At 62.2% G+C, this 16,107-nt stretch carries 2 protein-coding genes; both read left to right on the forward strand.

Going from position 1 to position 16,107, the window contains the following annotated elements; genetic code table 11:
• The first annotated feature begins 34 nt into the window (after positions 1-34).
• Positions 35-12,925 (forward strand): non-ribosomal peptide synthetase, encoded by a 12,891-nt coding sequence (locus tag H096_RS19035; protein ID WP_033900818.1) that lies wholly within the window; start codon positions 35-37, stop codon positions 12,923-12,925.
• 129 nt (positions 12,926-13,054) lie between these two features.
• Positions 13,055-15,757 carry a hypothetical protein gene (locus H096_RS19040; RefSeq protein WP_156717499.1) on the forward strand — a complete coding sequence of 901 codons (2,703 nt, stop codon included), beginning with the start codon at positions 13,055-13,057 and terminating at the stop codon, positions 15,755-15,757.
• The last annotated feature ends 350 nt before the right edge of the window (positions 15,758-16,107 follow it).

Consider the following 16,107-nt stretch of genomic DNA (forward strand, 5'->3'; position numbering starts at 1 on the left):
AATTTCCCGTAAGCCGATTTCAGGCAGGAACCCCATGATGGACGCCTTCGAACTTCCCCGCACCCTGGTCCAGTCCCTTCAACGTCGCGCCGCGCAGACCCCGGACCAGGTCGCCCTGCGCTTCCTCGCCGAATCCGCCGAGCACAGCGTCGTACTCAGTTACCGCGACCTGGACCAGCGCGCCCGCACCATCGCTGCCGCCTTGCAAGCCAATGCGAACCTGGGCGACCGTGCCGTGCTGTTGTTTCCCAGCGGTCCGGATTACGTGGCGGCGTTCTTTGGTTGCCTCTACGCGGGTGTGATCGCGGTGCCGGCCTATCCGCCGGAGTCCACCCGCCGTCATCACCAGGAGCGCCTGCTGTCGATCATCAGCGATGCCGAGCCGCGCCTGTTGCTGACCATCGCCAGCCTCGCCGATGGCTTGTCACAGATCGAAAACGCGCCGCCGGTATTGAGCGTCGATCGCCTGGAAAACCTCGGCCATTGGGTCGCCCCCGACCTGCGCCCGGACGACATCGCCTTCCTGCAATACACCTCCGGTTCCACCGCATTACCCAAGGGCGTGCAGGTCAGCCACGGCAACCTGGTCGCCAACGAAGTACTGATCCGTCGCGGTTTCGGCATCGACCTGAACCCGGATGATGTGATCGTCAGCTGGTTGCCGCTGTACCACGACATGGGCCTGATCGGCGGCTTGCTGCAACCGATCTTCAGTGGCGTGCCCTGCGTGTTGATGTCGCCGGCCTACTTCCTGGGTCGGCCATTGCGCTGGCTGGAAGCGATCAGCGAATACGGCGGCACCATCAGCGGTGGCCCGGATTTCGCTTATCGCCTGTGCAGCGAAAGGGTCAGCGACTCAGCCCTGGAGCGCCTGGATCTGAGCCGGTGGCGCGTGGCCTATTCCGGTTCCGAACCGATCCGCCTCGACACCCTGGAGCGCTTCGCCGAGAAGTTCGCCGCCTGCGGTTTTACCCCGAACAATTTCTTTGCCTCCTACGGCCTGGCCGAGGCGACCCTGTTTGTCGCCGGTGGCGCCCGTGGTCATGGCATCCCGGCGCTGCGCGTCGACGAGCAAGCCTTGGCCGCCAACCGCGCCGAACCGGGGCAGGGCAGTGCGATCATGAGCTGCGGCACCAGCCAGCCCGAACACGCGGTGCTGATCGCGGACCCGCAGGCCCTCACCGAGCTGCCCGACAACAGCGTCGGCGAACTCTGGGCTACTGGCCCGAGCATCGCCCACGGCTACTGGCGCAACCCCGAAGCCACCGCCAAGACCTTCGTGCAGCACGCCGGCCGTACCTGGCTGCGCACCGGCGACCTGGGTTTCATTCGTGACGGCGAGGTGTACATCACTGGTCGCCTCAAGGACTTGCTGATCGTGCGCGGCCACAACCTGTATCCCCAGGACATCGAGCAGACCATCGAGCGCGAAGTGGAAGTGGTGCGCAAAGGCCGGGTCGCTGCATTTACGGTGACTGAGCAGGGCCTGGAAGGCATCGGCATTGCCGCCGAAATCAGCCGCAGCGTGCAGAAAATCCTGCCGCCCGAAGCGTTGATCAAGGCGATCCGCCAAGCCGTTGCCGAGGCGTATCAAGAGGCGCCAAGCGTAGTGGTACTGCTCAACCCCGGCGCCTTGCCCAAGACCTCCAGCGGCAAAGTACAGCGCGCAGCCTGTGCGCTGCGCCACAAGGACGGCAGCCTGGACAGCTATGCGCAGTTCCCCGACCTGCAAACGCAGGTGCGCGAAGGTGCGCTGGAATCCGAGTTGCACAGCCAGATCGCGGCGATCTGGTGTGAACAACTGCGAGTCGCCAGCGTTGCTGCCGATGATCATTTCTTCCTGCTCGGCGGCAACTCCATCACCGCCACCCAGGTGGTCGCACGCCTGCGCGAAACTCTCGGCCTGGAGCTGAACCTGCGCATGCTATTCGAAGCGCCGACCCTGGAAGGCTTTGCCGCCAACGTTGCGCAGTTGCAGCAAGACGGTGGCGTCGCCCAAGGCGCGATTCAGCGCCTGTCACGCCAAGAGGAGTTGCCTCAATCCCTGGCACAGAACCGCCTGTGGATCACCTGGCAACTGGACCCGCACAGCAGCGCCTACACCATCCCCGGCGCCCTGCGCCTGCGCGGCGAGCTGGATGAAGACGCCGTGCGCGCCAGCTTCCAGCAACTGATCCAGCGCCACGAAGCCCTGCGTACCCGCTTCTACGAGCGCGACGGCCAGGCCTTCCAGCGTGTTGACGCCAAGGCGGATTTCGACCTGCAAGTCATCGACCTCAGCGACCTGCCTGTTGCCGAGCGCGAAGCCCGTGCGCAACAGATCCGCGAAGACGAAGCACGCACTCAGTTCGACCTGGAAAAAGGCCCGCTGCTGTGGGTGACCCTGGTGCGCCTGGACGATGAAGATCACCAGCTGCTGGTGACGCTGCACCACATCATCGCCGACGGCTGGTCGCTGAACATTTTGATCGATGAATTCTCGCGCCTGTACGCCGCCGCAGCCCAGGGCCAAACCCTGGAGCTGCCGCCCCTGGCCCTGCAATACGCCGACTACGGCAGTTGGCAGCGCCAATGGCTGGCCGAAGGTGAAGGCCAGCGTCAACTGGCGTACTGGAAAGCACAGCTGGGTGAAGAGCATCCCACCCTCAGCCTGGCGACCGACCACCCGCGCTCGGCACACCACCGCCACAGTGCCTCACGCCACACCGTGCGCCTTGGCGCGAGCCTCAGCGAAGCGATTCGCCAGACAGCCCAGGCCAACGAATCCACGCCGTTCATGCTGTTGCTGGCAGCGTTCCAGAGCCTGCTGCATCGCTACAGCGGCCAGCGCGACATTCGCATCGGCGTGCCCAACGCCAACCGCCCGCGCCAGGAAACCCAAGGCCTGGTCGGCTTCTTCATCAACACGCTGGTGTTACGTGCCGAGCTGGACGCACGCCTGCCGTTCAACGAGCTGTTGGCCGCGACACGTCAGGCGGCGCTGGGTGCCCAGGCCCATCAGGACCTGCCGTTCGAACAACTGCTCGAAGCCTTCCCGCAGGCCCGCGAACAGGGTCTGTTCCAGGTCATGTTCAACCATCAGCAACGCGACCTCAGCGCCTTGCGCCGCCTGCCCGGCATGCTCGCTGACGAATTGCCGTGGCACAGCCGCGAAGCCAAGTTCGACCTGCAACTGCACACCGAAGAAGACCGTAACGGGCGCCTGAGCCTGTCGTTCGACTACGCCGATGAACTGTTCGAAAACGCGACCCTCCAGCGCCTGGCCGAGCACTACATCAACCTGTTGCACGCCGTCTGCGAGCAGCCCCAGCAAGCCATCGGCGACCTTGCGCTGACGCAGCACGACGAACAGGCGCTTTACAGCGAAGCACCCTGCGCACCGGCCCAAGTGTGGCTGCCCGAACTGCTCAACCAGCAGACCTCGGACGCCACCGCGCTGGTCTGGGATGGCGGCAACCTGAGCTTCGCCCAGCTGCACACCCAGGCCAACCGCTTGGCCCATTACCTGCGTGACAAGGGCGTCGGCCCGGACGTGTGCGTGGCCATCGCCGCCGAGCGTTCGCCGCAACTGTTGATCGGCTTGCTGGCGATCATCAAGGCCGGTGGCGCCTACGTGCCGCTGGACCCTGATTACCCCGCCGAACGCCTGGCCTACATGCTCAAGGACAGTGGCGTTCACCTGTTGCTGACCCAGATCGCGCTGCTGGAACAGGTGCCGAGTAGCGACGGCGTTTGCGTGATCGCCATGGACAGCCTGCACCTCGATAGCTGGCCGACCCAGCCGCCCGGCCTGCACCTGCACGGCGATAACCTCGCCTACGTGATCTACACCTCCGGCTCCACCGGCCAACCCAAAGGCGTGGGCAATACGCACGCCGCGTTGGCCGAGCGCTTGCAGTGGATGCAGGCCACTTATCAACTCAATGAAACCGACGTGCTGATGCAAAAGGCGCCGATCAGTTTTGACGTGTCGGTGTGGGAATGCTTCTGGCCACTGATTACCGGATGCCGTCTGGTGCTGGCTGGCCCTGGTGAGCATCGCGACCCACATCGCATCGCACAGTTGGTGCAGGAACACGACGTGACCACGCTGCACTTTGTGCCGCCGCTGTTGCAGTTGTTTATCGACGAGCCGTTGGTGGCCGAATGCACCAGCCTGCGTCGCCTGTTCTCGGGTGGTGAAGCCTTGCCCGCCGAGTTGCGTAATCGTGTGTTGGCACAGTTGCCGGCGGTGCAGTTGCACAACCGCTATGGCCCGACCGAAACCGCGATAAACGTGACCCACTGGCACTGCAGCGCCGAAGACGGCGAGCGCTCGCCGATTGGTCGGCCGCTGGGCAATGTAATCTGCCGTGTGCTGGATGAACAGCTCAACCCTGTGCCGTTGGGCGTGCCGGGTGAGCTATGCATCGGCGGCATCGGCCTGGCCCGCGGTTACCTCGGGCGTGCCGGGCTGACGGCGGAGCGTTTTGTTGCCGATCCCTCTGGTGAGGCCGGCGCACGCTTGTACCGCACCGGTGACCGCGCGCGTTGGAATGCCGACGGCGTGATCGAGTACCTCGGTCGCCTCGATCAGCAGGTCAAGCTGCGCGGTTTCCGTGTGGAACCGGAAGAAATCGAAGCGCGCATGCTCGCCCTGGAGGGCATCGCCCAAGCGGTGGTGCAGGTGCGTGACGGGCAGTTGATCGGCTACTTCACCGCCCAGGGCAGCCTGGACGAACAGCAGGTCAAAACTGCGTTGGCCGCCGAATTGCCGGAGTACATGGTGCCCGCGCTGTTGATGCGCCTGGACGCCATGCCGCTGAGCCCCAGCGGTAAGCTGGACCGCCGCGCGTTGCCCGAACCGGTGTGGCAAGTGCGTGAACATGTCGAACCCGAAACCCCGCTGCAACAGCAGATCGCCGCCATCTGGCGCGAAGTCCTCGGCCTGCCAGGCATTGGCCTGCGCGATGATTTCTTCGCCCTCGGCGGTCACTCGTTGCTGGCCACGCAGATCATCTCCCGCACCCGCCAGGCCTGTGACGTCGAGCTGCCGTTGCGCACCTTGTTTGAAGCCAGTGAGTTGGGAGCGTTTGTCGAGCAGGTCGGCCTGATCCAGGCTTCAGGCCAGCGCAACCAACAGACTGCCATCGCCAAGGTCGACCGCAGCCAACCGGTGCCGTTGTCCTATTCCCAGCAGCGCATGTGGTTCCTGTGGCAAATGGAGCCGGACAGCCCGGCCTACAACGTCGGCGGCATGGCGCGTTTGCGCGGCGTGCTGGATGTGGGGCGTTTCGAGGCGGCGTTGCAAGCGCTGATCATGCGCCACGAAACCCTGCGCACCACCTTCCCGAGCGTCGACGGTGTGGCCTATCAGAAGGTCTCGCCGCAGACCGGCTTGCGCATGGACTGGCAGGATTTCTCCGCGCTGGGCGAAGCCGAACGCCAACTGCGCCTGCAACAACTGGCCGATCACGAGGCGCACACGCCATTCAATCTTGAAACCGGGCCGCTGCTGCGTGCGTGCCTGGTCAAGGCCGGCGAGCAGGAACACTACCTGGTCCTGACCCTGCACCACATCGTCACCGAAGGCTGGGCCATGGACATCTTTGCCCGTGAACTCAGTGCCTTGTACGAAGCCTTTATCGACGAGCGCGACTCGCCGCTGGCGCCGCTGCCGGTGCAATACCTCGACTACAGCGTGTGGCAGCGCCAGTGGCTGGAATCCGGCGAGCGTCAGCGCCAGCTGGATTACTGGATCGCACAATTGGGCAATGAACACCCGCTGCTGGAACTGCCCGGCGACCGTCCACGCCCACCCGTGCAAAGCCACCAGGGCGAGCTGTACCGTTTCGATTTAAGCGACGATCTCGCAGCCCGCGTGCGTGCTTTCAATGCCGAGCGCGGCCTGACCCTGTTCATGACCATGACCGCCACCCTGGCCGTGTTGCTCTACCGCTACAGCGGCCAGACCGACCTGCGTATCGGCGCTCCGGTGGCCAACCGCATTCGCCCGGAAAGCGAAGGCCTGATCGGCGCGTTCCTCAACACCCAGGTGCTGCGTTGCCAGCTCAATGGGCAGATGAACGTTGCTGAACTTTTCGAGCAGGTACGTCACACCGTGATCGAGGGCCAGTCCCATCAGGACTTGCCCTTCGACCACTTGGTGGAAGCGCTGCAACCGCCGCGCAGCGCGGCGTACAACCCGCTGTTCCAGGTGATGTGCAACGTGCAGCGCTGGGAGTTCCAGCAGAGCCGCCAACTGGCCGGCATGACCGTTGAATACCTGGCCAACGATGCCCGCGCGACCAAGTTCGACCTCAACCTGGAAGTCACCGACCTCGACCATCGCCTGGGTTGCTGCCTGACCTACAGCACCGACCTGTTTGACGAGCCGCGCATTGCGCGCATGGCCGAGCATTGGCGCAACCTGCTGGAAGCGTTGATCGCCAACCCGCAGCAGCGTCTCAGCGAATTGCCGTTGCTGGGCGCCGAAGAACAGCGCGTGTTGCAAGACAGCCTGGGCGTCGAGAAAGGTGAGCACCGTCTCGACCAGTGCATCCAGCAACTGTTCAGCCAACAGGCCGCAGTGCGTGGCGATGCGCCGGCGCTGACCTTTGCTGGCGTCACCCTCAGCTACCGCGAACTCGACGAACGCGCCAACCGCCTGGCCTGGATGCTGCGCGAACGTGGCGTCGGCCCGCAGGTGCGTGTCGGCCTGGCGTTGCCGCGCTCCCTGGAAATGGTCATCGGCCTGCTGGCGATCCTCAAGGCCGGCGGCGCCTATGTGCCGCTGGACCCGGAATACCCGCTGGACCGCCTGCACTACATGATCGAAGACAGCGGCATCGGCCTGCTGCTCAGCGATGCGGCGATGTTCGAAGCCCTCGGCGAGTTGCCGGCCACCGTGGCGTGCTGGTGCCTGGAAGATGACTTGCCGGTGCTGGCCAACTACCCGGCTGATGCGCTGCCATTTATCAGCCTGCCGCAACACCAGGCGTACTTGATCTACACCTCCGGTTCCACCGGCAAGCCGAAAGGCGTGGTGGTGTCCCACGGTGAAATCGCCATGCATTGCGCGGCGGTGATCGAGCGGTTTGGCATGCGCGCGGAGGACTGCGAGCTGCACTTCTATTCGATCAACTTTGACGCCGCCACCGAGCGCCTGCTGGTGCCGCTGCTCAGTGGTGCGCAGGTGGTGTTGCGGGCGCAGGGCCAGTGGGATGCAGAAGAAATCTGCGGGCTGATCCGCACCCATGGCATCAACATCCTGGGTTTCACGCCGAGCTACGGCAGCCAGTTGGCGCAGTGGTTGGCGACTCAACAACAAACCTTGCCGGTGCGCATGTGCATCACCGGCGGCGAAGCCCTGACCGGCGAACATTTGCAGCGCATCCGTGCCGCGTTCCAGCCGCAGGTATTTTTCAACGCCTATGGCCCGACTGAAACCGTGGTGATGCCGCTGGCCAGCCTCGCGCCGGAGCAGTTGGAGGAGGGCGCCGCCAGCGTGCCGATCGGCAGCATCATCGGTGACCGCGTGGCTTACATTCTCGACGCCGACCTGGCCCTGGTGCCGCAAGGCGCGACCGGCGAGTTGTACGTCGGCGGGGCGGGCCTGGCGCAGGGGTATCACCAGCGTCCGGGCATGACCGCAGAACGTTTTGTCGCGGACCCGTTTGCGCGCAACGGCGGGCGCCTGTACCGCACCGGTGACCTGGTGCGCCAACGCGCCGATGGCCTGGTGGAGTACCTGGGGCGGATCGACCATCAGGTGAAAATCCGTGGTTTCCGTATCGAACTGGGCGAGATCGAAACCCGCCTGCTCGAACACGCTGCCGTGCGCGAAGCAGTGGTGCTGGCGCTGGATTCGCCGAGCGGCAAACAGCTGGTGGCGTATCTGGTCAGCGATGCCGAGCACGGCGCGCTGCGTGACGCGCTGAAGGCCCATCTCAAGGCGCAACTGCCGGACTACATGGTGCCCGCGCACCTGATCGTGCTGGACAGCATGCCGCTGACCGCCAACGGCAAACTTGATCGCCGTGCCTTGCCGCAACCGGATCCTGAGGCAAACCGCCAAACATATGTGGCGCCACGCAACGAGCTTGAACAGACGTTGGCGGCGATCTGGTGCGCCGTGCTGAACGTGCAGCAAGTCGGCCTGGACGATAACTTCTTTGAGCTGGGTGGCGACTCGATCCTGTCGATCCAGGTGGTCAGCCGTGCGCGACAGGCCGGGATTCACTTCAGCCCCCGTGACCTGTTCCAGCACCAAACCGTGCAGACCCTAGCCGCCGTGGCCACGCGCTCCGAGCAGGTCACGGCAGAGCAGGGCGTGCTGACCGGCAGCTCGGGCCTCACGCCAATCCAGCATTGGTTCTTCGACACCGAGATCCCGAACCGTCAGCACTGGAACCAGGCGCTGGTCCTCAAACCACTGCAACTGCTCGACCCCCATCGCCTGGAACAAGCACTGCTGGCGGTGCTGGAACACCACGACGCCCTGCGCCTGAGCTTCTGCCAGCGCGACGCGCAATGGCACGCCGAGCATTTAGCCGTGCCGCACGGCGGCGTGCTGATGCAGGCGCAAGTGCGTGACATGGCGCAGTGCACCGCGCTGTTCACCGACACCCAGCGCAGCCTCGACCTGCAACACGGCCCGCTGCTGCGCGCCTTGCTGGTGGACGGACCCGAGGGACAGCAACGCCTGTTGATCGCGATCCATCACCTGGTGGTAGACGGCGTGTCCTGGCGCGTGTTGTTGGAAGACTTGCAAAACGTCTACCGCCAACTCAGCGAAGGCCAGTCCGTCAGCCTGCCGGCCAAGACCAGCGCCTTGCGTGATTGGGCCGCACGTTTGCAGGCCTATGCCGGCAGCGAATCCCTGCGTGAAGAGTTGAGCGTCTGGCAAGACCAATTGGCTGGGCCGGAAACCGTATTGCCAGTGGCCCGTCCACAAGGCTCGCTGCGCAACCGCGACGCCGACACCGTCAGCGTGCGCCTGGATGCCGAACACACCCGCCAGTTGCTGCAACAGGCGCCAAGCGCCTACCGCACCCAAGTCAACGACCTGCTGCTGACCGCCTTGGCCCGCGTGGTATGCCGCTGGAGCGGCCACGCTTCGACGCTGATCCAACTGGAAGGCCATGGCCGTGAAACCCTGTTCGATGACATCGACCTGACCCGCAGCGTCGGCTGGTTCACCAGTGCTTACCCGCTGCGCCTGACCCCGCACGCCGGGCAGGGCGATTCGATCAAGGCGATCAAGGAGCAACTGCGCGCCGTACCGCATAAAGGCCTGGGCTATGGCGTGCTGCGCTACCTGGCCGATGACCTGTGCAAGCAGACCATGGCCGCGCTGCCGAGCGCGCAGCTCACCTTCAACTACCTCGGCCAGTTCGACCAGAGCTTCGGTGCCGATGCCTTGTTCCACCCGCTGGACGAGTCCGCCGGCCTGGCCCATGACCCGGACGCGCCGCTGCCCAACGAGTTGAGCGTCGACAGCCAGGTGTACGGCGGTGAACTGGTGCTGCGCTGGACCTTCAGCCGCGAGCGTCACGATCAACAGAGCATCCATGAACTGGCGGATGCCTACCTCGCTGAGCTGCAAAGCCTGGTCGCGCATTGCCTGCAGGACGATGCCGGAGGCCTCACGCCGTCCGACTTCCCGCTGGCGCACCTGACCCAAGCGCAACTCGATAGCCTGCCGATTGCCGCCAGCGCCATCGAAGACGTCTACCCGCTGACCCCGATGCAGGAAGGCCTGCTGCTGCACACCCTGCTGGAGCCCGGCACCGGCCTCTACTACATGCAGGACCGCTACCGCATCAACAGCGCATTGGACCCGGAGCGTTTCGCCCAGGCCTGGCAGGCGGTGATCGCCCGCCACGAAGCCCTGCGCGCCTCGTTCTGCTGGAACGTCGGCGAAGACATGCTGCAAGTGATCCACAAACCGGGCAGCACGCCGATTGAATACCTGGACTGGAGCAACGCGCCGGAAAGCGAACAGGAACCGCGTCTGCAAGCGCTGCTCAAGCAAGAGCGCGAAGCCGGTTTCGATCTGCTCAACCAGGCACCGTTCCACCTGCGCCTGATCCGCGTCGGTGCCGAGCGCTACTGGTTCATGATGAGCAACCACCACATCCTTATCGATGCCTGGTGCCGTTCGTTGCTGATGAATGACTTCTTCGAACTCTACATGGCCCTGGGTGAAGGCCGCGACGCGCAACTGGCGACACCGCCGCGTTATCGCGACTACATCGCCTGGCTGCAACGCCAGAACCTCAACGAAGCGCGCCAGTGGTGGCAGCAGAACCTGCAAGGTTTCGAGCGCACCACGCCGATCCCGAGCGACCGGCCGTTCCTGCGTGAACACGCGGGCCACAGCGGCGGCATGGTGGTGGGCGATTGCTACACCCGCCTCGATGCCCGCGACGGTGCGCAACTGCGCGAACTGGCCCAGGCTCACCAACTGACCGTCAACACCTTCGCTCAGGCGGCCTGGGCGCTGGTGCTGCGCCGTCTGAGCGGTGATCGCGACGTGTTGTTCGGTGTGACCGTGGCCGGGCGCCCGGTGGAAATGCCGGAGATGCAGCGCACCGTCGGCCTGTTCATCAACAGCATCGCGCTGCGGGTGAAACTGCCCGAGGATGACCAGCGTTGCAGCGTGCGCCAATGGCTGAGCGGCTTGCTCGACAGCAATATGCAACTGCGCGAGTACGAATACCTGCCGCTGGTGACGATCCAGGAACACAGCGAACTGCCCAAGGGCCAGCCGCTGTTCGACAGCCTGTTCGTGTTCGAAAACGCCCCGGTGGAAGTCTCGGTGCTGGACCGCGCACAAAGCCTGAATGCCACCTCGGATTCCGGCCGTACCCACACCAACTTCCCGCTGACGGCCGTGTGTTATCCGGGCGATGACCTGGGCCTGCACCTGTCCTACGACCAGCGCTACTTCGACGAAACCACCGTGCAAGGCATGCTCGGTGAGTTCAAGCGCCTGCTGCTGGCGTTGGTCCAAGGCTTCCATGGCGACATGGCCGACTTGCCGCTGATTGGCGAGCAGGAGCGCGGGTTCCTGGTGGAGGGCTGCAACCAGAGTGAGCATGCTTACCCGCTGGAGCGCAGCTACATCGAACTGTTCGAAGAGCAGGTCGCCGCGCACCCGCAACGCATTGCCGCCAATTGCCTAGACCAGCAGTGGACTTACGAGGAACTGAACCGCCGCAGCAACGGCCTGGGCCACGCGCTGATCGCAGCGGGTGTCGGCCTGGATCAGCCGGTGGCGTTGCTCGCCGAACGTAATCTCGACCTGCTGGGCATGATCATCGGCAGCTTCAAGGCCGGTGCCGGTTACCTGCCGCTGGACCCTGGCCTGCCAAGCCAGCGCCTGCGCAGCATCATCGACCTGAGTCGCACGCCATTGCTGGTCTGCACCGAGGCATCCCGCGAGCAGGCCATCGAGTTGTTGGAGGGTTTCGACTGCCAGTTGCTGGTGTGGGAAGAGATACCGGCACGTGGCGAAAACCCTGGCCTCTACAGTGGCCCGGACAACCTCGCCTACGTGATCTACACCTCGGGCTCCACCGGCCTGCCCAAGGGTGTGATGGTGGAACAGCGCGGCATGCTCAACAACCAGTTGAGCAAGGTGCCGTACCTGGCCTTGAGCGACGCGGATGTGATTGCGCAGACCGCTTCGCAGAGCTTCGATATTTCCGTGTGGCAGTTCCTCGCTGCGCCGTTGTTTGGCGCACGGGTGGATATCGTGCCGAACGCCATCGCCCATGATCCTCAGGGCTTGCTGGAGCATGTCCAGGCTCAAGGCATCACCGTGCTGGAAAGCGTGCCGTCGCTGATCCAGGGCATGCTGGCCCAGGAGCGCATCGGCCTGGATGGCTTGCGCTGGATGCTGCCGACCGGTGAAGCGATGCCGCCGGAATTGGCGCATCAGTGGTTGCTGCGTTATCCGCAGATTGGGCTGGTGAACGCTTATGGTCCGGCGGAATGCTCGGACGATGTGGCGTTCTACCGTGTCGACCTGGCGTCGACCCGTGGCACCTATCTGCCGATTGGTACGCCGACCGACAACAACCGTTTGTACCTGCTCGATGGCGCCCTGGAACTGGTACCGCAAGGCGCGGTGGGTGAGTTGTGCGTCGCAGGCACCGGTGTCGGTCGCGGCTACGTCAGCGATCCGCTGCGCACCGCGCCGTTGTTTGTGCCCAACCCCTTCGGCGCTCCGGGCGAACGCCTGTACCGCACCGGCGACCTCGCACGCCGTCGCAGCGACGGCGTGCTGGAGTACGTCGGGCGTGTCGACCATCAGGTGAAGATTCGTGGCTACCGCATCGAACTGGGTGAAATCGAAGCGCGCCTGCACGAACAACCGGAAGTGCGCGACGCGGCGGTAGGTGTGCATGAAGGCGTCAATGGCAAGCACCTGGTCGGCTACCTGGTGGCGGCGGATGATGCACTGAACCCAAGCGAACGCCTGGATCGCATCAAGCAGCGCCTGCGCGCCGAACTGCCGGAATACATGGTGCCGCTGCACTGGCTCTGGCTCGACCGCCTGCCGCTCAACGCCAACGGCAAACTCGACCGCAAGGCGCTGCCGGCCCTGGAGATCGGCCAGCTGCACAGCCAGGACTACCTGGCGCCGCGCAACGAACTGGAAAGCACCTTGGCCGGGATTTGGGCCGAAGTGCTGAAAGTCGAAAGGGTCGGGGTGCAAGACAACTTCTTCGAACGGGGTGGGCATTCGTTGCTGGCCACACAGATTGCCTCGCGGGTGCAAAAAACCTTGCAGCGGGATGTGCCGCTACGAGCGATGTTCGAGTGCAGCACGGTGGCGGAGTTGGCTGAGTATATCGATGGGCTGGGAGCGAATGAGATCAGTGCCGAGAAGGTGGATCGGTTGAGTGATTTGATGGCGGAGTTGGAGGGACTTTAAGCGCGCCACTTGTCAGAACTGTCAGATCTGACAGTAGGCAAGATTTCTGATCCGAGCGTTAGATAACCGAAGTTTTTGGCTGGCATGGCCAGCCTCGACGGTTATCTAACGTTGGACAGGAGTCTTATCGTGGCTAAAAAACCGATCTCTAAAAAAACCTCGTCTCTCCAACCCGCCAAAACTCCGCCTCGCCCGCCGAAAAAGCCCAAGGCGCAATTTCCCTTTCCTATTGTCAAGTTCGCAGCCAATAACAGCGTGCTTTACCCCATGGAGGCGATCAATGGGACTGAAGCCAAGCTGACACTGCCTGCGGGGGCGACGGACTGCACATTTTTCATCGCGATCAAGGGCCAGGCCGAGCCTGCATTTGAGCCCATCTTTGTTGAGGATGGCGATGATGTAGTACCGATTTCTGCGCAGTTACTCAGTTTGATGATTGGGCATACGGTGCTGATGTGGTGCACGGCGTTCGCGGGCGCAAAGGAGGAAACTTCCCTGGTGCTGGAGCTGGAAGTTCAGTTATTGAGGGAGGAGGATCTGGTTGTATCGAGGCCTGTGTTTAAGCACTCCAAGAACGAGTGGAACACTTGGTGGCTGAGGATGCAGAGTTTTGCTGGTGATGAAACGGTCGAAGTCGAGGCCTGGCCCTTTATCTTTCCTGGGCAACGGTTGTTTATCACGGTCGCCGGTAACCAGCACACCGCGCCATACCGATTCATCTGGGTTGCGCTGGATCATGTGGTACAGCCCCATGAGGCTCATACGGGTTATGTCTTCAGGTTCCCTCTTTCACGCCCATGGATGTCCAGGCTGGATGACTATTCGGCGCTGACGGCCCACCTGGGTGTCATTTGGGATGGAACCAGCCCTGTCTACCCTGATGCAGGCGACCCTCTACTTGAAAACCCACTGCCTATCAACGCCCAGGATTTCCACTTGCGTACCACCACGCTGCTGCAAGTGGACCCGTACCAGGATTTGAATCCTTCACATCTGCTAGAGTCGGTCGAGCTGCCTCCCGGTCACTGGCAGGTCAACCCAACCAACACCGTCAAGGGCGGGCATGCGGTCGTCAATTATGCCGGCATGGCTGAAGGCGATCTGGTTTGCGCCCAGGCCCAAGGACGCAACTATGGGCCTATAGCGCTCGGTTGTCAGAAAGTGAAAGCGGGTGAAAGCAGCTTGTCGTTTGACGTCCCTCCCAAGGTCCTCGCTGCGCTATTCAATAAGACGCTGACGCTAGATTACACCCTGCAATTCAATCATTACGCGCCGCAGTCTTCGCCTCAGCGAAACATCGACGTGCTGGCACCCCAGCTTCCACGGACGAACATTGAAGAAGCAACTTCGGGTACGCTGGACCTCAGCACATTTGTCGGTGACGCCACAGGTAGCGTTCCGATCTTTGACTACGCCGCTGAGGGTCAATGCTGTTGGATGTGGGTAACCGGTGAGCTTGAGAATGGCAGCGTCTATCAGTTCGATATATTGGGAGATGAACCGCTTACCGCAGACTGGGTGGCGAAGGGCGTCGATACGTTAATCTCAAGGGCTAAGCTGAAGGCACTGGCGGATTGCACTGAGTTCCAACTGCATTTCGCTGTGGGTTTTGATGGCAAATGCAATCGGGCTACTGCGATTGAATTCCCAACCCAGGGATTCAAAATAGAGCAGGAACCTCTGGTACTGGTTGAGCCAAAAGTGACGGAAGCGGTGCTTGACCAATTGACCGCTTACAACGGGCGCAATGGCGTACATGTTGAAGTGAATTATGTCGGCAATAACCCCAAGCACACCCTCAGCGTCTGCTGGAAAAAGCCTGATGGTACTTGCTGGCCTTTGGCATCCAAGCCCGGCAGTGCTTCGGGGTCGGTCATCTTTACTCTACCGCCGGAAGCCGTGATCGAGAGCATGGGTAAGGTGGTGGAGATCATTTACACCGTCACCACCGCCTGCAAGGTGCAGACCTCATCGCCTTTGAACTTGAACATCAGTTTGCCGGTGCGACTGGAAACGCCGAACGTGCTGGAGGCAACACCGCCTAGGACTCAAAATGCCGTGCTGGACCTTAGAACATTTATTGGGGATGCCGATTCGCTCGAAGATCCGATGTGGTTCCTGCGGGCTGGGCAGAAGTGCTGGTTGCGCGTGGACGGGACGGGCAAAGACGGCAACCCCTACTCGTTCTACGTGTACTCGGCCAGAACCATTACGGCAGCAGAGGAGACCGCGGGGGTGGCGGGGCCTGTTCTGCGACCCGAGTTGGATAAGCTAATGGATAAAACCAGTTGTTCCCTTACATTCAGCGTCGCAACGGACGGTAGCTCGACTGCGAATGTGGTATGTCCAACGCGGATGTTGAACGTGGTTGCGCCACCTGAGATTCGTTATGAGAACTTCACTGGAGAGCCCACCAAGCTTATCTCGGCAGGTCAGAGTATTAGTACGTCGACTATGCAGATCACGTTCCTCTCCGGCCCTGGTCCAGCCGGTATCGATTCATACTATCCAACTCCCGGGCTGCTGGAGGGGCAAGCAATTGTGTTGTGCCAAGGCTCTGACCAAAATCCGAAACAACATCTGCGTTTGGACTTGGCTTTTGAATGCGTGCGAGTGAAGTTCGCTTACACGTGGAGTCACCTTCCTACTCAACTCACGTTCTACAGTGCGTCGGGTGTCTATTTGGGGGCTGTGAACCTGACTGGGGCCAATCAGGGGGGGGCGCTTCAGGGCTGGGTGGACTTCAGCGCACCCGCAAACTCAAAAGTCGGAAGGATAGAGATAGTCTGTGGGGACTACATGTTTTTTGACTTCTTCACATTCTGGTTGTAACTACAAAAAAACGCCCATGTGAGATACATGGGCGTTTCAAAGTCACTCGGACCAGATGCAATTATTTCGGCGCCCCAAATCTGCATCGCGAAGGGTGACATTCGCCAGTCGCACTGCCATGCCTGCCTGGTATTACGTAAAACTGGGCAAGATTCGTTGTTGACCACGCAGATTGCTTTGTGGGTGCAACGACGGTGTTATTAGCACTTTACAATCACGTAGCTACGGGGCAGGGAATGATTACGCCATTGACAACATTCGAGTAAAGGAACTGTAATAAGTTGAAGTGGTGATATACAAAAATGCTCGCTTCGTGCGGGCATTTTTGTAATTGGATTTTGTTAACTTTA

It is taken from the genome of Pseudomonas sp. FH1 (genome assembly GCF_000510895.2).
Lineage (GTDB): Bacteria > Pseudomonadota > Gammaproteobacteria > Pseudomonadales > Pseudomonadaceae > Aquipseudomonas > Aquipseudomonas azotoformans_A.

Bases quoted from the DNA above. Each gene is read 5' to 3' on its own strand.
- H096_RS19035 (WP_033900818.1), top strand. From the start codon at position 35: ATGATGGACGCCTTCGAACTTCCCCGCACCCTGGTCCAGTCCCTTCAA.